Raw genomic sequence first — 22,363 nt, 5'->3', positions numbered from 1 at the left:
AGTACCTTTGCCCCTCAATTTTTTTTAAAATGAGATTACACAGGAATTTATGCTTTACGGTGATTGACTCACTGGGCTATATTTTTAATGACGGAGAGTATGCTGACAAGGTAGTAGCACGCGCACTTAAAAAAGACAAGCGCTGGGGCAGCCACGACCGCAAGTTTGTGGCCGAAACCATTTACGAAATTGTACGCTGGAAACGCCTTTATGCCGAAATAGCCGAAGTAAAAGAACCGTATGACCGTGATAACCTGTGGCGCATTTTTGCCGTATGGGCAGTATTGCGCGGCATTACCCTACCCGACTGGAAGTATTTTGAAGAAACTCCGCTGCGCCGTATTAAAGGTAAATTTGACGAGCTGAGCAAAATACGTAAGTTCCGTGAAGCCATACCGGACTGGATGGACGAGCTGGGTGTAGCCGAACTTGGCGAAGCAAAATGGAGCAAGGAAATTGCCGCACAAAATGAGCAGGCCCAGGTAATACTACGTGTAAATACACTTAAAACTACCAAAGAGAAACTGCAAAGCATACTGCGCGAAAGCAATATAGAAACCGAAACCCTCAAAGATTACCCGTTTGCGCTAATACTTAAAGAGCGTGCTAACGTATTCCTTACCGATGCTTTTAAGGAAGGATTGTTTGAGGTGCAGGATGCATCGTCGCAGCTTGTGGCACCGTTCCTGGATGTAAAACCGGGCATGCGCGTGGTAGATACCTGCGCTGGTGCAGGCGGAAAAACCCTGCACATGGCGGCTCTTATGGAAAACAAAGGCCAGCTTATAGCCATGGACATCTACGAAAGCAAACTGAAACAGCTTAAAATACGTGCCAAACGCGACAGCGCCTTTAACATAGAATACCGTGTTATAGAAAACACCAAGGTAATAAAAAAACTACACGAAAAGGCCGACCGCGTACTTATTGATGCGCCTTGTAGCGGCCTGGGTGTACTAAAACGTAACCCGGACAGCAAGTGGAAACTGGAGCCTGAATTTGTAGACAACATTCGTAAAATACAGGCCGAAGTACTGGAAAACTACAGTAAAATAGTAAAACCGGGCGGCAAGCTGGTGTATGCTACCTGTAGTGTATTGCCAAGTGAAAACGAGCAACAGGTAAAACGCTTTTTAGCAGAAACCGAAATAGGAAAAGAGTTCACTTTTGTACAGGACAGAAAAATCCTTGCATCAGAAAGTGGTTTTGACGGGTTTTACATGGCCCTGATGGAACGCAAAAAATAACTTTAGTCCATATTAGATGTTAAATTTAAGCCAACATTAATGTATTTGTAACTACATTTGTTGGCTTAAATTTTTGGAATGAAAAACATTATTACTTTTTTATCTGTATTTGCTTCGTTAGGCAGCTTTGCCCAGGCACCTGCAGGTTATTACGACAATGCAACCGGAACCGGTTATACACTTAAAACCCAACTTCATGATATTATAAAAGATCATACCGATCAGGGTTATTCTGGGTTGTATACCACATTTGAACTTTCTGATAAAGACCTATATTACGAGAACAACGGTTCTATCCTGGACATTTACTCAGAAAACCCAAATGGCCCCGATGCTTACGAATACTACTACGGCTCAGCACAACAGGATGATGGCAGCGGCGGTACATCGGAAGGGCAAAAATTCAACCGCGAGCACATTATACCACAATCGTATTTCAGCTCTCAGTTACCTATGTATGCCGATGCGCACTACATACTGCCTACAGATAAGTACGTAAACGCACAGCGCGGAAACTATCCTTTTGGAGTAGTAGGTACGGCTAACCAAACGTATACTAACGGTTCTAAACGCGGAAGCAACCTTAACTCAGGGTATTCTGCCGGATATACCGGTGTTGTTTTTGAGCCAATAGACGAGTTTAAAGGCGATGTGGCACGTATGTTCTTTTACTTTGTTACCCGCTACGAAGGGCAACTAAACGGTTTTTATACCGCAGTAAACGAATCGTCTACACAATCTAAAGCGATGTTTGACGGCACTGAAAACCATTCATTTTCGGCTACTTTCCTTAGCATACTGCTTACCTGGAATGCACAGGATCCTGTAAGCCAGCGCGAAATAGACCGTAATAACGCTATTTTCACCCGCCAGGATAACCGTAACCCGTTTATAGACCACCCGGAATATGCCACAACAATATGGGGTACAGTAGCAGCTGTAGACCAAGCAATTAACAACATTGTTACCGTATATCCTAACCCGGCTGTAAACCACGAGGTAAACATTTACAGCAATAACAGTTTAGATAACATACAGGTAATTAACCTAAATGGTCAGCTGGTACAGCAAATAAACAAGCCACAGGCAGTTAATAACACTTACACTGTAAAAGACCTTCCTAGTGGTTTCTACATCTTAAAAGCTACTTCAGGCAACCAGACTTCAGCTAAAAAAGTTGTAGTAAACTAAACCTGAAAAAATATTATTTGAGAGCCTCCCTTTGCGGAGGCTTTTTTGTGTCTGTGAGTGAAATATTTGGTTACATTTGAATATACCTAAAGTATTCCATCATGGAAAACCAAAAACTATCAATAAACGGTGATGATTTCGAGGACATCCTTATAAGGACTGAAAACTCGTTCGGAATAACATTTAATGAAGATGATTTTTATACAGGGATGACCTTTGATGATTTTTGCAAATGCATTGAATCTAAAATCGATGGAGAGAACACGGGTGGATGCACGTCTCAACAGGCATTTTACAAAGTAAAAGAAGCCCTGATTACACTGAACATTTCTGATAAACAAAGTATAAAACCCAATACTCCGATAGCTGACGTATTAGGACAGAACAGAAAACAGTCTGCAAACTACTTGAATTCACAATTGGGCATCAAACTCGACTTATTTGAAATACCCGGTTATATAGCTGCTCCTTTCGGAATAATTTGTCTTATCTCTTTTATAGCCATGTTCTTCAAATGGGAATTTGCGTCGGGATTTGGCATATCAATAGCCACTCTTTATGTTGCTTCAAAACTAACCACGAATCTTCGATATAAAACAGTTTCAGAACTGGTAAATCATTTGGTTATTCACAACTATAAAGATGTAAGACGTAACAAAGACTCCTACAACAAAAATGAAATTGAAACACTCATAAAACAGTTGTTTTTAAACATCTGCGCTCTTGAGGAAGATGAATTATCTCCAAAAACAATACTATTATAACCTCCCCTTCACCTCATTAGCATCAATACCATCGTGTGATTCGTTGTACACAGCGGTTCCGTTTTTAATAACCAATACCTGAGGGCTTTGGTGCATTACATTAAAACGGCTGGCTATTTCGTTGCTTATATCGCGGTGGTTTAATAAGTCCAGAAAATAAGGTTTTGCCTGCTCCTCCCCTATACTGTATTTATTTTCAAAACCCTTAAGCGCCATACGGCTAATACCGCAGCGGGTACTGTGTTTAAAGATGATAACGGGCGTATCGGCAGACTCCGCTACAATATCGTCCAGCTGTGTTATTTCTGTTAAATCGTTCCACTTAACCGCCGAAGTGTTTGTATCTTTATTGTCAGAATTACCGAACATACCACCAAATAAACCCATATTTTTGAAAATTTACGACATTTTGACCGATTAAGCTATCAACTTCATATCAAAAACAGTCTTTTTGTCAGATTATACGTATTGGAACATAAATTGTCTTACAGTTACCAAATTTAAGGAAATACGATATGAACTTTGCTAATTATACTATAAAATCGCAAGAGGCCATACAAAGGGCACAACAGCTTGCCCAGGGCCTTGGTCATCAACAGATAGAAAACGAACACATTGTTAAAGCTATCCTGGAGGTTGACGAAAACGTGACCCCGTTTTTGCTTAAAAAGCTAAACGTAAACGTGGGGCTGTTCGGGCAAATACTGGACAGTACCCTGAACAGTTTCCCGAAAGTACAGGGCGGTGAAATGGGAATTTCCCGCGAGGCCAGCACTGCGCTTAACGAGGCAAGTAATATTGCCCGTAAAATGAATGACGAGTACGTAAGCATAGAACACTTACTGCTTGCCATATTTGGTACAAAAAGTAAGGTAGCCCAGATTTTAAAAGACCAGGGTGTTACCGAAAAAGGCCTTAGGAGCGCCATAGACGAACTGCGTAAAGGCGAAAGGGTAACCAGTGCAAGCGCTGAGGAAACCTATAACTCGCTTAACAAGTACGCCAAAAACCTGAACCAGTTGGCCAATGACGGTAAGCTGGACCCGGTAATAGGCCGTGATGAAGAAATTCGTCGTGTACTGCAAATCCTTAGCCGCCGTACCAAAAACAACCCGATGCTTGTGGGTGAACCGGGTGTGGGTAAAACCGCCATTGCCGAAGGTTTGGCACACCGTATTATTCAGGGTGACGTACCCGAAAACCTTAAAAACAAGGTGGTGTACTCACTGGATATGGGTGCGCTGATAGCCGGTGCCAAGTACAAAGGTGAGTTTGAAGAAAGGCTGAAATCAGTAGTGAAAGAAGTAACTTCTGCCGAGGGCGATATTGTACTGTTTATAGACGAAATACACACCCTTGTAGGTGCAGGCGGTGGCGACGGCGCCATGGACGCGGCCAACATACTAAAACCTGCCCTTGCCCGTGGTGAGCTGCGTGCTATAGGTGCAACAACACTGGACGAGTACCAGAAATACTTTGAAAAGGATAAAGCTCTTGAAAGGCGTTTCCAAAAGGTAATGGTAGATGAGCCGGATACCGAAAGTGCTATTTCGATTCTGCGTGGTATTAAAGAAAAATACGAGGCACACCACCAGGTACGTATTAAAGACGACGCTATTATAGCCGCTGTAGAGCTTTCGCAAAGGTATATAACCAACCGTTTCCTACCCGATAAGGCGATTGACCTTATGGATGAGGCCGCGAGTAAACTCCGTATGGAAATTAACTCGAAGCCAGAGGAACTGGATGTGCTGGATCGTAAAATAATGCAGCTTGAAATTGAGATTGAAGCCATTAAACGTGAAAACGACGAGCCTAAACTAAAAGCATTAGGACTTGAATTGGCTAATCTTAAAGAAGAGCGCAACGAGATATTTGCCCGCTGGAAAAGCGAAAAAGATGTGGTAGACAGCATACAGGCTACAAAAACCGATATAGAAAACTATAAGCTGGAAGCCGAAAAAGCAGAACGCGAAGGTAATTACGGTAAAGTGGCTGAGCTGCGCTACGGTAAAATAAAGGAGTCTGAAGAAAAGCTGAACGATTTACAGCAACAACTTCAGGAAACACAAAAAGGTCAAAGCCTTATTAAAGAGGAAGTAACCCACGAAGACATAGCGGAAGTAGTAGCAAAATGGACCGGTATACCGGTAACCAAAATGCTACAAAGCGAGCGTGAAAAACTCCTTAACCTGGAAGCCGAACTGCACAAACGCGTGGTGGGTCAGGAAGAAGCTATAGAAGCTGTGAGTGATGCCGTGCGTCGTAGCCGTGCCGGGTTACAGGATCAGAGGAAACCTATAGGCTCGTTCCTGTTCCTGGGTACTACAGGTGTGGGTAAAACAGAGCTTGCCAAAGCCCTTGCCGGTTACCTGTTTGACGATGAAAACGCCATGACCCGTATAGACATGAGCGAATACCAGGAACGCCACAGCGTAAGCCGACTTGTAGGAGCGCCTCCGGGATATGTGGGTTATGATGAAGGAGGCCAGCTTACCGAAGCCGTGCGCCGTAAACCATACAGTGTAATTCTGCTTGATGAGATTGAGAAAGCCCACCCTGATACCTTTAACATACTGTTACAGGTACTGGATGAAGGTCGACTAACGGATAACAAAGGACGTTTGGCCGACTTTAAAAACTCAATTATTATTATGACGAGTAATATGGGCAGCCATATTATCCAAGAGAAATTTGAAGCCGTAAAGGACATAGATACCGCTATAGAAGCCGCTAAGGTAGAAGTACTTGGTCTGCTGAAACAAACCGTAAGGCCGGAGTTCATCAACCGTATAGACGACATTGTAATGTTTACGCCGCTTAGCGCAGACAACATACGTGAGATTGTAGGTTTGCAGCTTAAGAGTGTTACCAAGCTGCTTGCTCAGCAAAACATTACTCTGGATGCTACTCCTGAGGCGATTGATTACCTGGCCAAAAAAGGTTACGATGCCGATTTTGGTGCGCGCCCGGTAAAACGTGTAATACAAAAAGAGGTAATGAACCAGCTAAGTAAAGAAATACTTAGCGGTAAGGTTACTACAGACAGTATTATACTACTGGATAGCTTTGACGGACAACTGGTGTTCCGCAACCAAAGCGATTTGGTACACAACAACTGAACAGATTTTTTAGATAGTAAAGAAGCCATCCTGTAAAGGATGGCTTTTTGTTTTTAAAAAATATGTAGGTGTGTGCTATCTGGCACTCTTGTACTGATAATACTGGCGTATGGTCATTACATCTTTATCGTTTTGCCTGCGCTTTATTGAAAAATATACGCCTGCCGCAACAGCCACTATGGTTATAGGTATAAGCACAAAAAGGGTATCTATAAGCACTACGCTAATGGTAGCGTTGTCATAATCAAAGCTGTCGGCTACAAAATAACCGGCAAGGGCTACTGCAACAATGGTAAGTAAGATGTAAAAGAGTTTCATAATGCTTTGAATTTGAAGTTTGCAACTATTTTCAGGATCAAATTTCCAAAAACAAAACATTCAAAACCAGAACTTTATAACCGCTATAACATTTAATTATCGTTTATTTATAAGCCAAAATCTTACAGAACAGTATTAACAAAAAAATAAGCGTTAAGGTTTTAACAAACTGTGATTTAAACTGTAAAATTCCTATGAACTTTGGGATAGAAACACTAAAAAAAACACAGCTATGAACTTAAAACGCATCTTTGGGACACTGCTTACCATACTGGGAATCATAGGGCTTATTTACGCTGCATACATATTTATAAACAGCTCTACAGGAGAGCAAAGCATAAAAACACTGGTTATCTACGGGGTGTTGGGACTTATCTTTTTTGGGTCGGGAATAGGCCTTATAAAACGCACACGCGACGAAAGCAACCCATAAAAAGCAAGCAGATTAAGTAAACGGCGGGGTTAACTTGTTTTGGTATGAAAACAGCACCAGCCCTACTTTCGATTTGATTTTAAATTTCTCAAACAGCGCACTACGGTACGACTCCACTGATTTTACCGAAACACACATTATATCGGCCATTTGGTCATAGGTAAGTTCGCGCTCATCGCACACAAGCTCTAGAAACTCAAGCTCGCGGCGGGTTATGCCGGGCAACGGCCTGTCTTGTAAGCCATGAGCAGCAGTATCAAACCGTTTTACCCTACGCAGTATTTCCACTACATTAGCGTAACCTGTAGCCGCTATACTGTCTATGGCATATTTAAGATCTTGGGCAGCACAGTTTTTATGAAGAAAACCACGGGCTCCGTAGTAAAAAGCTTCGTCTATTATACTGTCTTCCAGGTGCTGGGTTAGCAGCAGTACTCGGTGTGTCTTTGGTTCAGTATCAGTAGCATCCTCGCTACGCCTTTCCAGTTCTTTTAGCAGATCAGTACCGCTAAGATCGGGCATGGAATAATCTACGATTAAAACATCGGGGGGGGTGGTAGTATGGTCGTTTAAAAAAGACATAGCGCCGTCGTACTCAGATACAACCGAATAGTTACCTAATTTCTCTATAAGCTCTCTAAGACCCGTCCTTACAAGTTGGTGATCGTCAACGAGGCCAATTGTAATTTTATGCATAGTGTTATTTTTGGGACAATATCACTTCGGTACCCTTACCCGGTGCTGAGTTTAAGGCAAAATCCAGGCCTACTATATCAGCCCGGTTTTTCAGGTTGTGTAAGCCAAGCCCCTCTTCTTTGTTTACGGCTCTCACATCAAAACCTTTTCCGTTATCAGCTACGGTAAGCTCAAAAGGGTTTGCAATAAGGTGTATGCTTATTTCGGTAGCCTGGGCATGCTTTAAAATATTATTAATTAATTCCTGAAAAATTCTGTAAATAACTATTTGGCTGCCGGAATCAATCCCTTTTGGTTCGTCTCCTTCAAATTTAAACAAAATTTTTATTCTTCCCAAGTGTTGTAGCCTTGAAACTTCGGCAGAAATTGCTTTTACAACATTTTGCTGCACCAAAAGCTGGCCGCTAAGTGAGTGGCTTGCCCTGCGAATAGATTGAGAAAGCGCCGAAACAGCCGTAGACACGGGCTCCATTGTTTCTGAGAGTTGAGGGCTGTCCAGTTTTAAATTTTCTACTAAAAAATTAATGTAGGTAAGCTGCTGGCCGGCATCGTCATGGAGTTCCTGCGAAATATTATTAAACACCTGCTCCTGGGTTTCCAGTATGGTTTCGGTAAGTGTCTTTTGAAACTGCAGATCTTTTTCATAAATAAGCCGGGTATAATTTCTTATCTTATTTATATATAATTTTATCAGTAATGCACAAAACAACACTATGACGCTAACAAACGCTATGGTAATAAGTATCCCTATAACAAGATTATCTATCATTTTTTGAATTGTTTTTCTTTAAAAAAGTAAATGTTTATTATAGAATAAGATATTAGGTTAGGAAAATTTACGGCAATCTCATATAAACTTGTATCACCTATTATCTTAGTTTCAGATAATGTAGTATCATTAAAAGTAAACATAATACTCACTCCCATAAAAAAGAGTATCGGACTAAACAGAAGCAAACTTTCATTTTTTTGAAAAAAGGCAAAATCTTCGTTGTTAAGCTTTGTAATGTATTCTTTTATAAACATGGATATATAAAGAGCAGCACCAAGTAAAAAACTAAAAGTATTAAAATCTGTATATCCTTCCCAAAAAAGTGTGTCAAGTATGCATAGAACAAAATAAGCCCATACAATGTACAAAAACTTAGTACCCTTATTAAAAGTTTTACCCAGTATTAAGAGCCAAACTGTATTATGAATAGTAGTGCTGGGCGCATAAATCCACCCCACTGCAACTAAAAATGCATTAGCATATATTAATGCAATTTCCGAAATAAAAAATGTAAACAATAATATTAGCAGCCAGTTATGTATGTTCTTTTTATAGTTAGCACATATAAAACCAGTAATTACACTAAAAAAAATGTAATATTCTACAAACCCCACTTCAGCTATAAACTTATAAAACATATTCAGCCTTTAATACAGGCTGAATATACTATTTTTTACTTTAACAGATGTTCTTCAGGGTTAAGGTTTCGGGTTTGTCTTTGAAAAATTATAATAGCCTATAAAATTTCCGTTATCTGTTACCTTAAAGAAAATGTCGTTTCCTGTAGCAAAATTACCTTTAGCAAAAGAAAAAACCGTATTAGTACCCGAAAGCGAGTTATTACTCATAATAGCCCTTATAAACGGAATAGAAAAGAGGGTTTCAAGGGTCATATCTGTAGTTTTTGTAAAGCGCAAAGTAGTGCTATCATAATACACCCTAAGGTATTCATTATAATGGTCTGAATATGAAAGCGAAATACTTGACAAATCAGTTTGCAATGCCGAAAAAGTAACATTAGTATACAAACCTGAAGAAACCGCAGAAGCCACCGTATATTCGGCACTGCCGGATGATATAACATGCGCCTTTTCTATGCTTTCATACATAGCAGGGAAATTTATATACATGTAGTTAGCTTTAAGCCATGCAAATATGGTAGCAGAATCAGTAGAAATCCTTAAAACATCTACATGAATTTCTGTTGCATTTGAAGACACAATGATTGAGGCATTTGTAGCTGCCCAGCCTGTAGGTACAGCGCTCGCGGTGATGATAAAAATAAAAGTTGGCATAAATAATTGGTTTTAAATTTTTAACAAATGTTTCACCTCAAATATGCAACAACAAACTCAAAAAATTAATAGGTAAAACCCTAGTTTTCCGCATAGATATTTACATTATATTTAGCCAAAAATCTAAATAACAAATAATTACACCTTTTAAAAGCAGCTTAACACAGCCTGAATACCTAAGACCGAAAAAATGCGTAAATTTGCACCTCAATTTTATAATAAACCAAAATGGGTAAAGTAAAAGTAGGACTGGTACAGATGAGCTGTGTAAAAGAAAAACAGCCAAACCTGGACAAAGCCATACGCGAAATACGCAACGCTGCTGCACAGGGCGCACAAATTGTTTGCCTTCAGGAGCTTTTCACTTCGCTTTATTTTTGCGATGTGGAAGATTATGAAAACTTTAAGCTGGCCGAAGCCATACCGGGCCCGAGTACTGATGTACTGAGCGCTGTAGCAAAAGAGCTTAACGTGGTTATTATAGCATCGCTTTTTGAAAAGCGCACCGAAGGATTGTACCACAACACCACCGCGGTTATAGATGCAGACGGTACTTACCTGGGTAAATACCGCAAAATGCACATACCGGATGACCCTGCTTTTTACGAAAAATTCTATTTTACCCCCGGCGACCTGGGCTATAAAGTATTCCAGACGAAGTATGCCAAAATAGGTATCCTTATCTGCTGGGACCAGTGGTACCCGGAAGCAAGCCGTATTACTGCACTTATGGGTGCCGAAATTATGTTTTACCCTACCGCTATCGGGTGGGCTACAGACCAGGACGAAGCTACCAATAAAGAGCAGTATGATGCATGGCAAACCATACAGCGCAGCCATGCTGTAGCAAACGGTGTACACGTGGTAAGTGTAAACCGCGTAGGTTTTGAGCAGGATGGCGCCATGAAATTTTGGGGTGGCAGCTTTGTAGCTAACCCACAAGGCACATTAATGTACCTGGCAGACCACGAAAACGAAATAACAACTGTTGTAGAGGTAGACACCAAACTTACAGACCATTACCGCACACACTGGCCGTTTTTAAGGGACAGAAGGATTGATAGCTACCAGCCTATTACCAAGAGATACCTTGATGGCGAATAGTAAAAAAGGTGACATTTAACGTTTTTATGTGAAATTAACATAATTAAAGCGTTTTTTTTAGTAATGTTGTAGTGTCAAAACCAATACACACACATGGAAATTACGCACTTTAAATTTGAGCGCCTACAGGTGTGGAATCAGGCCATGGATTATGGTGAACGCATTCATCAAATATCCGTAGATTTTCCACCTAATGAGCTGTACAGCCTGCAAACACACATTACAAAAGCTGCAGACAAAATTGCCTTCCACATTTCGGAAGGAATGGCCGAAGAAACTAACGACGATTTCAGGAAATACCTTGGTAATTCTATGAGATCAATTTCAGAGGTAGTATGCTGCCTGCACAAGGCGCAACGGCGAAATTATATATCACAGGAAATCTTCAGTGAACTGTATACAGAGTCTTATTTATTACTAAACCACACTAAGGCCCTGAAAAAATCACTGAAGTCAAATAGAAATTAATGGCAATACAAACAGGACAAACTCCTAAAGCATTAGGGTTTCATTTCCCGGCAGAATTTGCACCCCAGCGTGCGCTATGGCTATCTTGGCCACATAAAGAAGAATCTTGGCCAGGTAAGCTGCACACCATTTATAAACCGTATTGTGAGTTTATACTACAGGTAAGCCGCCACCAAAAAGTATGTATTAACGTAGCTAATGAAGCTATGAAACAGTTTGCCCAGAACGAACTGAATACCTACATGCCACTGGTGCCGGGTGCTAAGCTGAGTGAAGTTACTTTTTACTTCCACCCTACAAACGATGCCTGGTGCCGCGACCACGGCCCTGCCTTTGTAGTAAACCGTACAACCGGAGAAAAAGCTGTTGTAGACTGGGGGTATAATGCGTGGGGAGGAAAATACCCTCCGTTTGACTTGGATGATGTAATACCTACCCGTATAGGTGAAGCATTAGGACTAAAAGTTTTTAATGCCGATATTGTTATGGAAGGTGGCAGCGTGGAGTTTAACGGTAAAGGTACTCTACTTACCACAACGGCCTGTTTGCTTAATGAAAACCGTAACCCACACCTTAACCAAAGCCAGATAGAGGAATATCTTACCGAATATTACGGTGTAGAGCACATACTGTGGCTGGGCGACGGTATTGTAGGCGATGATACCGATGGGCACATAGATGATATTACCCGTTTTGTAAATGAAGATACTGTGGTTACCGTAGTTGAAGAAGATAAAAACGACGACAACTACCACCTGCTACAGGAAAACCTTGATTTACTAAAAACCATGCGCCTGCAAGACGGCAAGCAGCTTAATATTATAGAGCTGCCAATGCCTAAGGCGGTTATATGGGAAGACCAAAGGCTACCGGCATCATACGCTAACTTTTATATAGCTAACGAAAGCGTGATTGTACCTACGTTTCGTGATGATGCTAACGATAAAAAAGCACTGGATATATTAACCGATTGCTTTAAAGGCCGCGAGGTTATAGGCATAGACAGCACCGACCTTATATGGGGACTGGGCAGCTTCCATTGCCTTAGCCAGCAGGAACCTTTGTAGATTTCAGAATTAAGATTTTAGATTTCAGATTGAACCACACTGTGTTTAGTGCATAAGTGGAATCTGAAATCTAAAATCATAAATTACTATTTGCAGATTCCGAATTAAACCACACTCAGATATTACACATGAGTGGAATCTGAAATCTTAATTCTGAAATCGTAAATTACTACTGTACGCTTTTTATCCTGCTTACAATTTCTTCTTTTGGCACTACGCCTGCCTGTTTCCACAGTATTTTGCCTTCTTTAAACAGCATTAGCGTAGGTACTCCGCGCAACTGAAACTGCGGACTGGCCATAAGCTCCTGGTTTTTATCTACATCTATTTTTATTATAGTAACGCTGTCACCCAGGGTTTCTTTTACCTCGGTAAGTATAGGCGACATCATTTTGCACGGGCCACACCAGGTAGCAAAAAAATCTACAAGTACGGGCTTGGCACCATTTATAAGGGTTTGAAATCGTTCCATGTCATAGTGTTTTTTCTAAAATTACTGAAAAACTAAAGCCCCGCCAAACGAATTAACAGGGCTTTACAAAAAAGAATAATGTGGTATGAGTTTATTATAATAATGTACTCGGACAAACGTATTCTGTCCTCTCTACATTGGTTTTACTTATCTCTGTATATCCGCCTGTAACATCGGCAAAGCCACCATACCCCAGCTGCCTTAATATAGAAGCGGCTATCATACTGCGGTAACCACCGGCACAGTGTAGTATAAATTTCTTGTCTTTAGGAAACAAAGCCAAATGCTCATAAATCGTTTTAAGCGGTACATTGGTCACCCCTACCACGTGTTCGGCATTAAACTCACTTTCTTTTCGCACATCAAAAACAGGAACTCCCGCATTGTAATACTCCTCAAAATCAGCAGCAGAAATACGTACCACCGTGTCAAACGGCTTATTAGCAGCTACCCATGCGGCATATCCGCCCTGCAGGTAACCTATGGTATGGTCATACCCCACACGACTAAGGCGTATCATGGCTTCTTCTTCCTGGCCAGGCTCGGCTACTAACAATATCTTTTGGTTAATATCCATTACCAGCTCCCCTACCCAGGTAGCAAAACTTCCGTTTAGCCCCACGTTTATGCTGTTAGGTATAAATCCTTTTGCAAACACCTCGGGGTTACGCACATCCAGTATCAATGCCCCTGTAATGTTAGCCGTAACTTCAAACTCCACCGGATTTAGCGGACGCATGGCTCTTTTTAAAACATTATCAAGGCTTTCATAGCCCTTCATATTCATTACCACATTCTTCGGAAAGTAGCCCGGAGGAGCCGTAAGTCCGTTTAGTACTTCATTTACAAACTCATCTTCGGTCATATCGGCTCGCAGCGCATAGTTTGTTTTCTTCTGGTTACCCAACGTATCTGTGGTTTCCTTACTCATTTTTTTGCCACAGGCGCTTCCTGCACCGTGATTAGGATACACTATTAAATCATCTGGTAGCGGCATAATCTTGTCCCTAAGCGAACGGAACAAATGACGTGCAAGCTTTTCCTGCGTCAGCTCAAAAACCACATGACGTGCCAAATCAGGCCTGCCTACATCGCCTATAAAAAGTGTATCGCCGGTTATAATACCGTGCCCCTTACCCGTTTCATCAATAAGCAGGTAGGTGGTGCTTTCCATATTATGCCCGGGGGTATGCAAAGCTTTTACAGTATAGTTACCTACAGCAAACTCCTGCCCGTCTTCGGCTATAACAGCATCATAATCCGGACGTGCATTGGGGCCGAAAACAATCTGCGCACCGGTTTTGGCACTCAGGTCGAGGTGTCCGCTTACAAAGTCGGCATGAAAATGGGTTTCAAAAACATACTTAATCTTGGCACCATCCTTAGCCGCACGGTTAAGATACGGTTGCACCTCCCGAAGCGGGTCGAATATGGCCGCCTCACCGTTATTTTCTATGTAATACGCCGCATGCGCCAGGCAGCCTGTATATATTTGTTCTATCTTCATGGTATTACAGTTTTAATACCCTAAAAGTAAATCAGCTATGCCATGCAAACTATGATATTTATCATACTCATCAGTTTAACAGCTGTTTGGCTATAAGTGCTAATTATGCGTTAATCTGTAGCATACCATTATTATTTATTAGAATTCTTCCTACATTTATCAAAATTGAAAACCAATACAATGAAGAAGATATTTTTAATGGCCGTACTGTGTATTACGGCAGCACACTTTACTTCGTGCAAGAAAAAAGACGCAGCCGATGTGGAAACGCATGAGCACGATGAAAAAATGATAGCGCTGGATACCAATGGCTTTTCTGCTTTTTATGAGCGCTACCCGGACTATACACCTTATAAAAAACAAATAAGCGAACTCTATAAAAAACACCCGCATTACATTTGGCACGAAAAACGTGGGCTTATAGAATTTGCCGAGGTACTGTACAACCGTGTAAACCAGCTTGACGATGAGGGCTTACCCAGCAAAATACCTTATAAATCTACCCTCGACGATTTATTCCAGGATTCGGGGCGTGGTGAACGCCCGAATGTACAGTCGGAACTACTGATTTCTGCCATGTACTTTTATTGGGCAGATAAAACCCTTGAAGGATTGCCAACTGAGCAAAGGCAACAAACAGGCTGGTTCCTTCCGCGCCAGCATACTGATTATGTAGCTTATCTGGATACGCTGATGCAGGAGCCGCAAAAAATTAAGGGTGATAAAAAAGAGCTGTTCAGCCAGTACTATAACCTGAAAAAAGGCCTGCAAAAATACCGCGAAATAGAGAAAAAAGGCGGCTGGCCTGCCATAACCCTGCCCGAAGGCACAAAAGAGCTTAAAGAAGGCGATAGCGGTGATGCCGTAGCCCAACTGCGTACCCGCCTGGCGGCTGAAGGTTACCTGGGTAAAGACAACAAGAGCGCTACATTTGATAAAGAGCTTAACGATGCTGTAAATGCTTACGAGCAAAGCCATTTCCGTACGTATGCTAATAAAGTAACAGAATCGATAATAAAGGAATTAAACATACCGGTAACCGAGCGTATAAAAACCATAGCCGTAAACATGGAGCGCTGCCGCTGGGTACCTACCAGTATAGATACACAAAAGGAATACATAGCGGTAAACATACCATCGTACAGGTTGCGCTATGTTATAGACGGCAAACCGGAGCTGATTTCTAATGTAGTAGTGGGCAAGGATGCAAACCGCACCGTAATATTTAGCGGTAACATGAGCTACCTTGTATTTAGCCCGTACTGGAATGTGCCGCCAAGCATAGCCGAAAAAGAGATATACCCAAGCATAGCCAAAGACCCGAATTATCTTGCCAAACACAATATGGAATATTATAACGGTAAGCACATACGCCAAAAACCGGGTGGCAATAACTCGCTTGGTTTAGTAAAGTTTATGTTCCCGAATACGAATAACATTTACCTGCACGACACCCCTGCCAAGAGCCTGTTTACCGAAAACGACCGCGCCTTTAGCCACGGTTGTGTACGTGTGCAAAAAGCCCGCGAGCTGGCCATAATGATTACCAAAAAAGACGGTGGCTGGAACGAGGCCAAAGTAGACAAGGCCATGAATGCCGGTAAAGAGAACAGCTACGTACTGAAGAAAAAGATACCGGTATACCTAACCTACTTTACTGCCTGGGCCGATGAAAAAGGGAATGTTGCCTTTTTTGACGATGTTTACCAGAGAGACGAAAGCCTTGCTACACTAATGTACACCAAATAAAAACTCTACCCTAACCTAAATACAAAAGCCCGTAACCTTTTAGTTGGTTACGGGCTTTTAATGTATCATTTGGCTTAAAAACCTTTTATAGCTTCATTATAGTCAAATCCCTGGAGGTACGAAATTTTCCATTTACCGCCTTCTTTCACGACCCTGAATGTATAACTAAATTCTCTCCAACTTGGGTCATCGCCGGGATGGGTTTCAAATTGCCAGTACAATTCACCTCTGTCAGCATACAAGATGACTACTTCTGTTTTAACTTTGTTCCAGTCTCGGTGATCCTGGCAGTCGCACCAAGGATTCACTTCACTGTAAATATTAAAAGGTGGGTATTCACGCGAATCCCATGGCCCATATTCATTAGCTTTCACTTTTTTGTCAATCGTTTTTGCAATTTTGTCGCAATTGTCAATAAACTCTTTGGCAAAAAAGCCTGTATCTTTTACTAATTCAAGGTTCTTTTGCAGCTGCTCAAAATCAACACCGCTGTAAATACTGTCTCCTTCTTTTAGTACACCGGGCAATAAATGCGGGGCTTTCCCATCTGCCCATACCAATGTTTTACGGATAAGCTGGGTAATTTCTTCCTTATCTTTGTCTTCTTCATGTGCAACCGGAGTTGCAGGTTTAGCTACAATTGAGTCGGTTGTAGTAGTATCAGCATTGGTTTCTTCCTTTTTACAGGCAGTAAAAAACGATGCCAGCAATAATGTGGCAAGGATGGTTTGTTTCATAAAATGGTTTATAATTGGTATAAAATGCTTACTGCTCTTCCAGCACTACATCTATGGGTTTGTTCATTTTTCGCCCAAACTTTATGGCTGCCTGCTGGCTCTCGTTACTACACAACACGTACATATTGTAGGCATATAGCGGCAGTATAATGGTTTTAAACTGCCCGCCGTTTTCCTTACCGTCTACATCTTCTATCTTAAAGCTAAAACGGTCTGCCGGAAAGGTGTTGGCTATAGACAATATATAATTATCCTTAGCATACGGAAAAAACCAGCGCTCGTTGCCCGTAAGCTTAGTACCTTCGGGCAAGGCCTTATTATCATCGCCTATAGGGTAGTTTTGTTTAAAACGCATGGGTTCATTGGCGCGGCTCCAGCTGTATACGTTGCCCACATTTATTACCTCGCGCCCCAGGCTGTCTACCACGGTTATCTTCAGGTTTTTTATGTTCTCTTTTTTACCGTCTTCGTGCACATCAAGCACCAGGTAAGAAGTAAAATCGTAACCGCAGTGCATGGTAACCTGCTGGGCTTTGGCCGAAAGGCTTATAAAAGCTAATAGAATAACAATATATCGCATGGTGCAAATGTACGTATTTTGGGTATTTGCCGCACAGGCATTAAAAAACCCGCACATATTTTATAACACTGAACAATAAAACAGTTATATCGTAAATTAGCGAGGGTTTATTGTGATTTTTTCAATAATTTAGCGTCCGGAAATTTTATTCTCTAAAAAATGAAAAATACCGCGCTTACGCACATACACGAACAACTGGGTGCCAAGATGGTGCCGTTTGCAGGCTACAACATGCCTGTACAATATGAAGGGGTAAATGCAGAACACGAAACCGTGAGGAACGGCGTAGGCGTTTTTGACGTTTCGCACATGGGAGAGTTCTTCCTGAAAGGGCCAAACGCTCTTGCCCTGATACAAAAAGTTACCAGTAACGATGCTGCTACCCTTACTATAGGCCGCGCACAGTACTCTTGCCTGCCAAACAACGAGGGTGGTATAGTAGACGACCTTATTGTATACCGCCTGGGTGAAGAAGAATACCTGCTTGTGGTAAATGCCAGCAACATAGATAAAGACTGGGCATGGATATCTCAGCACAACGACCTGGGTGTAGATATGACCAATGCCAGCGAAGACTATTCGCTACTGGCCATACAGGGACCTAAGGCTGTAGAGGCTATGCAGGCACTTACATCTATAGACCTTGCCGCTATAAAATACTACCACTTTGAGGTGGCCGATTTTGCTGGTGTAGATAATGTTATCATTTCGGCTACAGGATATACCGGTAGTGGTGGTTTTGAAATCTACGCTAAGAATAGCGATATAGAAACCATATGGAACAAGGTATTTGAAGCAGGTGCCGGTTTTGGCATTAAGCCCATAGGCCTTGCTGCCCGCGATACCCTGCGCCTGGAAATGGGCTTCTGCCTGTACGGTAACGATATTAACGATACCACATCGCCAATAGAAGCCGGACTGGGCTGGATAACTAAATTCACTAAAGAATTTACAAACAGCGAAGCGCTTAAAAAACAAAAAGAAGAAGGTGCAAGCCGTAAGCTGATAGGTTTTGAACTTACAGACCGTGGTATTCCGCGTCACGACTATGAAATAGTAAACGCCGCAGGCGAAGTTATAGGTGTGGTAACATCGGGTACACAATCGCCATCGCTGGGTAAAGGTATTGGTCTTGGTTATGTAACCACCGAGTTTGCCCCGGAAGGCAGCGAAATATTCATCCGCATCCGTAAAAACGATGTGGCTGCAAAAGTGGTAAAACTACCGTTTTACAAAAAATAAGCATACAATTTATACAAGCTATAAGCCGTTTTCTATTAAAGGAAACGGCTTTTTTAGTTAAAGGCTATTTTACTCCCGCTTATTTTTCATTAAATTTGAGATATATCACCTTAGCTATGAAACTATATTTCCACGTAATGCTGCTTATTACAGCTGTAATGAGCGCCCAGGACAACAGGAATGCCTGCCGCGTTTTTGCACGCATAAATACCCTTATGCAGGAAAAACACTATAGCCCAAAGCCACTGGACGATAGCCTTTCGGTGTATGTATTTAATACGGTTATAGACCAGCTTGATGATAACCACATCCTGTTTACTGAAGACGAATACAATAGTTTACTGGTGCATAAAACCAGTATAGACGATTATATAAAGCAGCAAAAGTGTTCGTTTTTTGACGGTTTTATAAACACCTACCGTACTGCATTGCTGCGCAATAAAAAATACATAGAGGAAATTGCAGCCGAAAAGCTTACATACAATACAACCGATACCATTTTCTATTCTAAAAAGGTATATCCGTTTGTAAAAGACCCGCAACGCATAAAACGCTACCTGCGCAAAAAAATAACCTACGACATACTGGAAGATATATCTGAGCTGAGTAAAAACAAAGACTCGCTTGCAAAGCAATTGCCTAAGCTTTTTGAAGCCACAAAACAAAAGGTGCTGGAAACCTACCTGTGCCGTGCCGACAACCTGCTGTCGCCACCCGAAGGTTTCGAAAACAGTATGTACAACCGTTTTTATAGTGTGTTTTGCTCGTATTTCGATCCGCATTCCACTTACTTTAACTACAACGAAAGGGCTTCGTTTGTATCTACCATAAGTACCCAAAGCTATACCCTGGGCCTGTATGTAAGCCAAACCGAAAATGAAGAAATGGTTGTAGACGAAGTGGTACCTGGTGGGCCTGCCTTTAATACCAATAAAATAGAAAAAGGCGACAGGATTATAAAGCTTGCCTCTAACAATAATGAATACGTAGTATCGTGCGCCTCTATGGATGCCATAAACAATATAGTAAGCAGCGATTCATATAAAAATGTAGACCTTACCCTGCGCAAAAAAGACGGCACTTTGTATACCGTTACCCTCCGTAAGGAGATAATGAAGGACGATGAAAACCTGGTGTACAGTTACGTACTAGGTAAGGGTAATGAAAAGTACGGCTACATAAAAATACCCAGTTTTTATACAAACTACGATAATTCTGACGGTAATGGCTGTGCCGCTGATGTAGCTACAGAAGTACTGAAACTTACAAAACAAGACATTAAGGGCATTATTATAGACCTGCAGTACAATGGTGGCGGCTCTATGGATGAGGTTATACAGCTTTGTGGTATGTTTATTAACTACGGCCCTGTGGCAGTACTTACAGACCGCCAGATGAAATACAACACCCTACGCGACTACAACCGTGGCATGGTTTACGATGGCCCACTTGTGGTACTGGTTAACGCCTTTAGCGCATCGGCAAGCGAGTTCTTTGCAGGCGTTATTCAGGATTATAACCGGGGCATTATAGCAGGCAGCCCCACACACGGAAAAGCCTCTATGCAAAACATAATACCTGTAGAAGAAAACGATAATAACGATTTTATAAAAATAACCGTAGACCGTTTTTACCGGGTAAGCGGCAAGAGCAGCCAGTACACCGGCATACTGCCCGATGTAGAACTGCCCATGCTCTTCAGCCCCATACTGCCCCGTGAAAAGGGAATGGCAAATGCCCTGAAAAATGATTCAATAGATGTGCACCTCCGCTATACCAAACTGCCGGAACAACCGCTTAACGAAGCCATTTTCAGGAGTAAGGAACGTGTAGTAAAAAATACATCGTTTACTACAATTTCAAATCTTAACAACCGTATAAACCTGTTGTATAACAACGACCGTAAAAAACTGCCTGTAACTTTTACGGCCGTATACGACGATGTACACAGCACAGACGGATTATACAAAGAAATAAAAGATAATGCCGAAAAGGAGAACGTTATTACCGTTACCGGCACCTACACACCACAGGGCAGTGAAGCTTATGTAAAAAGTGTAAACGACTTTAAAATAAAGGGAATTAAAACCGACCCGTATGTTTTTGAGGGCATGAATATACTGTATGACCTTAGCTTGTATAAAAAGCGATAAAAAGGCTACCGTTTTGTTTTGGCAAAAGCGCGAATAATTATATTTTTGTGCTCCAAATAAATAATCATTATGGGAAGAGCGTTCGAATTCAGGAAAGCCAGGAAAATGAAACGTTGGTCTGCCATGGCCAAAACCTTTACGCGTATAGGTAAAGATATAGTGATGGCCGTTAAGGAAGGTGGGCCAAACCCTGAAACCAACTCAAGGCTAAGGGCGGTAATACAAAATGCCAAGGCAGCTAACATGCCTAAGGATAACGTAGAGCGTGCCATTAAAAAAGCATCTGATAAAGATACAGCTAACTTTAAAGAAGTACTTTTTGAAGGCTATGCACCACACGGCATTGCCATACTTATAGAAACCGCTACTGATAACAACAACCGTACTGTGGCTAACATCCGCAGCTACTTTAATAAGTGTAACGGTACTATGGGTACGCAGGGTTCTGTAGAGTTTATGTTTGACCACACTTGTAACTTCCGTATTCCTGCCGAAGGCCAGGATGTAGAAGAACTGGAACTAGAAATGATAGACTTTGGTGTAGAAGAAATTTTTGCAGATGAAGACGGTATTATCATGTATGCCCCTTTTGAAAGCTTTGGTGCTATACAAAAAGAACTTGAAAACCGTGGCCTTGAAATCCTGTCTTCAGGTTTTGAAAGGATACCTCAGGTAACCAAGCAGCTTACCGAAGACCAGGTAGCCGATGTGGAAAAACTTCTTGAAAAAATTGAAGAAGATGACGACGTGATGAACGTGTACCACACTATGCAGGAGTAATCCTATTTCAGATTTATGATTTTAGATTTCAGATTGGGCTTCACTCAATTACTGAATAAACTATAAACAAAAGGCTGCCCATGGCAGCCTTTTGTTGTTTATAACGTTTACGGGTACAAATTACAAGTCAAACGACGCGCCTATCTGAAAGGTAAACTGGTTGTTGTAGTGGTCAAATCCGTGTACACTGCTATCATAGCGCGCAAACGGGAAAAGAACTTCAGAATAAATACCGAAACCTTCTGTAAAGAAATAACGTGCTCCTACGTGTCCGCCAAAGTTGCGCAAGCCCAGGTTAAGCCCAGGGTATACATCTACCTTCTCCCCTATACCTATTACATCGCCTATATTGGCATTCAGCCTTACTTTAAGGTCGGCACGATCGCCAAAATCAGGTTTCTCGCCGGCTATGTCATCTGCACCTAACAAATACGTGGCAGAAAAACCATACGACAGGTTTTTACCAAGGCCAAAGTCTACAGTACCGGTAATACCATTAGCATTATCCTGTCCGTTAAAACCTATTTGTAATTTCGTGTCGCCTTTACCATGAAAAGCCTGTGCACCGGCCAGCGTGGTAAACGCAAGCGCTACGGGGAGTAAAAGTTTTTTCATCCTAAAAAAAATTAGTAATACTATACCCGTAAATTTACACTTAAAACCTTA

23 protein-coding genes are annotated in these 22,363 nt (G+C 41.7%); 12 read left to right on the top strand and 11 right to left on the bottom strand.

The genetic code is table 11. The annotated features are described in order from the left end of the window. Window positions 1-29 precede the first annotated feature (29 nt). The 3 genes from ACLI1A_RS06955 to ACLI1A_RS06945 all read left to right on the top strand — a co-directional run bounded on the left by ACLI1A_RS06955 (window position 30) and on the right by ACLI1A_RS06945 (window position 3,202). The gene (locus ACLI1A_RS06955; RefSeq protein WP_411407510.1) at window positions 30-1,247 is read left to right on the top strand and encodes an RsmB/NOP family class I SAM-dependent RNA methyltransferase; all 1,218 of its coding nucleotides are present in this window, start codon (window positions 30-32) and stop codon (window positions 1,245-1,247) included. Between the two features lie 78 nt (window positions 1,248-1,325). Beyond that, window positions 1,326-2,438: an endonuclease gene (locus ACLI1A_RS06950; RefSeq protein WP_411407508.1), complete on the top strand. Its 1,113-nt coding sequence runs from the start codon at window positions 1,326-1,328 to the stop codon at window positions 2,436-2,438. Between the two features lie 101 nt (window positions 2,439-2,539). After that, window positions 2,540-3,202, top strand: coding sequence for a hypothetical protein (locus ACLI1A_RS06945; RefSeq protein ID WP_411407506.1), 663 nt, complete (start codon window positions 2,540-2,542; stop codon window positions 3,200-3,202). Here the strand turns inward: ACLI1A_RS06945 and ytxJ are convergent. Continuing rightward, on the bottom strand, window positions 3,197-3,589 hold the full coding sequence (ytxJ, locus tag ACLI1A_RS06940) for a bacillithiol system redox-active protein YtxJ (RefSeq protein ID WP_411407504.1): 393 nt from the start codon (window positions 3,587-3,589) through the stop codon (window positions 3,197-3,199). The two genes, ACLI1A_RS06945 and ytxJ, sit on opposite strands and share 6 nt — an antisense overlap. Before the next feature lie 128 nt (window positions 3,590-3,717). Between ytxJ and clpB the strand changes: the two genes are divergently transcribed. After that, window positions 3,718-6,324 (top strand): ATP-dependent chaperone ClpB, encoded by a 2,607-nt coding sequence (gene clpB / locus ACLI1A_RS06935; protein WP_411407502.1) that lies wholly within the window; start codon window positions 3,718-3,720, stop codon window positions 6,322-6,324. A 75-nt stretch (window positions 6,325-6,399) separates the two neighbouring features. Here clpB and ACLI1A_RS06930 read toward each other — a convergent pair whose 3' ends face one another. Then, entirely contained in the window at window positions 6,400-6,642 is a 243-nt protein-coding gene (locus ACLI1A_RS06930; RefSeq protein ID WP_411407500.1) for a hypothetical protein, read from the bottom strand. A 232-nt stretch (window positions 6,643-6,874) separates the two neighbouring features. Between ACLI1A_RS06930 and ACLI1A_RS06925 the strand changes: the two genes are divergently transcribed. Then, complete coding sequence (locus tag ACLI1A_RS06925) at window positions 6,875-7,075, top strand: hypothetical protein (RefSeq protein ID WP_411407498.1); 201 nt, start codon at window positions 6,875-6,877, stop codon at window positions 7,073-7,075. Between the two features lie 12 nt (window positions 7,076-7,087). On the opposite strand, the gene ACLI1A_RS06920 is transcribed toward ACLI1A_RS06925, so the two are convergent. From ACLI1A_RS06920 to ACLI1A_RS06905, 4 genes are read right to left on the bottom strand one after another with little or no spacing between them, the layout of a single operon-like run. Beyond that, entirely contained in the window at window positions 7,088-7,771 is a 684-nt protein-coding gene (locus ACLI1A_RS06920) for a response regulator (RefSeq protein WP_411407496.1), read from the bottom strand. A 4-nt stretch (window positions 7,772-7,775) separates the two neighbouring features. Beyond that, window positions 7,776-8,540 (bottom strand): sensor histidine kinase, encoded by a 765-nt coding sequence (locus ACLI1A_RS06915; RefSeq protein ID WP_411407494.1) that lies wholly within the window; start codon window positions 8,538-8,540, stop codon window positions 7,776-7,778. After that, on the bottom strand, window positions 8,537-9,181 hold the full coding sequence (locus ACLI1A_RS06910; RefSeq protein ID WP_411407492.1) for a hypothetical protein: 645 nt from the start codon (window positions 9,179-9,181) through the stop codon (window positions 8,537-8,539). The genes ACLI1A_RS06915 and ACLI1A_RS06910 overlap by 4 nt, the downstream gene beginning before the upstream one ends. 60 nt (window positions 9,182-9,241) lie before the next feature. Then, window positions 9,242-9,838 (bottom strand): hypothetical protein, encoded by a 597-nt coding sequence (locus ACLI1A_RS06905; protein WP_411407490.1) that lies wholly within the window; start codon window positions 9,836-9,838, stop codon window positions 9,242-9,244. Window positions 9,839-10,066: 228 nt separating this feature from the next. Between ACLI1A_RS06905 and ACLI1A_RS06900 the strand changes: the two genes are divergently transcribed. The 3 genes from ACLI1A_RS06900 (at window position 10,067) to ACLI1A_RS06890 (ending at window position 12,477) form a co-directional block, all read left to right on the top strand. Continuing rightward, window positions 10,067-10,942, top strand: a complete 876-nt coding sequence (locus ACLI1A_RS06900) for a carbon-nitrogen hydrolase (RefSeq protein WP_411407488.1) — start codon at window positions 10,067-10,069, stop codon at window positions 10,940-10,942. A gap of 93 nt (window positions 10,943-11,035) precedes the next feature. Further along, on the top strand, window positions 11,036-11,410 hold the full coding sequence (locus ACLI1A_RS06895) for a four helix bundle protein (protein ID WP_411407486.1): 375 nt from the start codon (window positions 11,036-11,038) through the stop codon (window positions 11,408-11,410). After that, complete coding sequence (locus ACLI1A_RS06890; RefSeq protein ID WP_411407484.1) at window positions 11,410-12,477, top strand: agmatine/peptidylarginine deiminase; 1,068 nt, start codon at window positions 11,410-11,412, stop codon at window positions 12,475-12,477. Before ACLI1A_RS06895 ends, ACLI1A_RS06890 begins: the two co-directional genes overlap by 1 nt. Window positions 12,478-12,646: 169 nt before the next feature. Here the strand turns inward: ACLI1A_RS06890 and trxA are convergent, their stop codons facing one another. Then, a complete protein-coding gene (gene trxA / locus ACLI1A_RS06885) occupies window positions 12,647-12,949 on the bottom strand; it encodes a thioredoxin (protein ID WP_411407482.1) in 303 nt (100 codons plus the stop codon). A 94-nt stretch (window positions 12,950-13,043) separates the two neighbouring features. Continuing rightward, window positions 13,044-14,456: an MBL fold metallo-hydrolase gene (locus ACLI1A_RS06880; RefSeq protein WP_411407480.1), complete on the bottom strand. Its 1,413-nt coding sequence runs from the start codon at window positions 14,454-14,456 to the stop codon at window positions 13,044-13,046. Between the two features lie 180 nt (window positions 14,457-14,636). Here ACLI1A_RS06880 and ACLI1A_RS06875 point away from each other — a divergent pair, with 180 nt between their 5' ends. After that, a complete protein-coding gene (locus ACLI1A_RS06875) occupies window positions 14,637-16,205 on the top strand; it encodes a L,D-transpeptidase family protein (protein ID WP_411407478.1) in 1,569 nt (522 codons plus the stop codon). Between the two features lie 74 nt (window positions 16,206-16,279). On the opposite strand, the gene ACLI1A_RS06870 is transcribed toward ACLI1A_RS06875, so the two are convergent. Continuing rightward, window positions 16,280-16,942 carry a hypothetical protein gene (locus tag ACLI1A_RS06870; RefSeq protein ID WP_411407476.1) on the bottom strand — a complete coding sequence of 221 codons (663 nt, stop codon included), beginning with the start codon at window positions 16,940-16,942 and terminating at the stop codon, window positions 16,280-16,282. Window positions 16,943-16,970: 28 nt separating this feature from the next. Further along, window positions 16,971-17,522 (bottom strand): hypothetical protein, encoded by a 552-nt coding sequence (locus tag ACLI1A_RS06865; RefSeq protein WP_411407474.1) that lies wholly within the window; start codon window positions 17,520-17,522, stop codon window positions 16,971-16,973. Between the two features lie 159 nt (window positions 17,523-17,681). Between ACLI1A_RS06865 and gcvT the strand changes: the two genes are divergently transcribed. The 3 genes from gcvT (at window position 17,682) to ACLI1A_RS06850 (ending at window position 21,697) form a co-directional block, all read left to right on the top strand. Beyond that, window positions 17,682-18,764 carry a glycine cleavage system aminomethyltransferase GcvT gene (gene gcvT / locus ACLI1A_RS06860; protein WP_411407472.1) on the top strand — a complete coding sequence of 361 codons (1,083 nt, stop codon included), beginning with the start codon at window positions 17,682-17,684 and terminating at the stop codon, window positions 18,762-18,764. A gap of 116 nt (window positions 18,765-18,880) precedes the next feature. Continuing rightward, on the top strand, window positions 18,881-20,917 hold the full coding sequence (locus ACLI1A_RS06855) for a S41 family peptidase (RefSeq protein ID WP_411407470.1): 2,037 nt from the start codon (window positions 18,881-18,883) through the stop codon (window positions 20,915-20,917). 69 nt (window positions 20,918-20,986) lie between these two features. Beyond that, entirely contained in the window at window positions 20,987-21,697 is a 711-nt protein-coding gene (locus tag ACLI1A_RS06850) for a YebC/PmpR family DNA-binding transcriptional regulator (protein ID WP_411407468.1), read from the top strand. Between the two features lie 120 nt (window positions 21,698-21,817). Here ACLI1A_RS06850 and ACLI1A_RS06845 read toward each other — a convergent pair whose 3' ends face one another. Then, window positions 21,818-22,312, bottom strand: a complete 495-nt coding sequence (locus ACLI1A_RS06845; RefSeq protein ID WP_411407466.1) for a DUF6646 family protein — start codon at window positions 22,310-22,312, stop codon at window positions 21,818-21,820. Window positions 22,313-22,363: the final 51 nt, after the last annotated feature.

The sequence above is a fragment of the Flavobacterium sp. RHBU_3 genome, assembly GCF_046613565.1.
GTDB lineage: Bacteria > Bacteroidota > Bacteroidia > Flavobacteriales > Flavobacteriaceae > Flavobacterium.
This window is presented reverse-complemented; position numbering and strand designations above follow the sequence as displayed.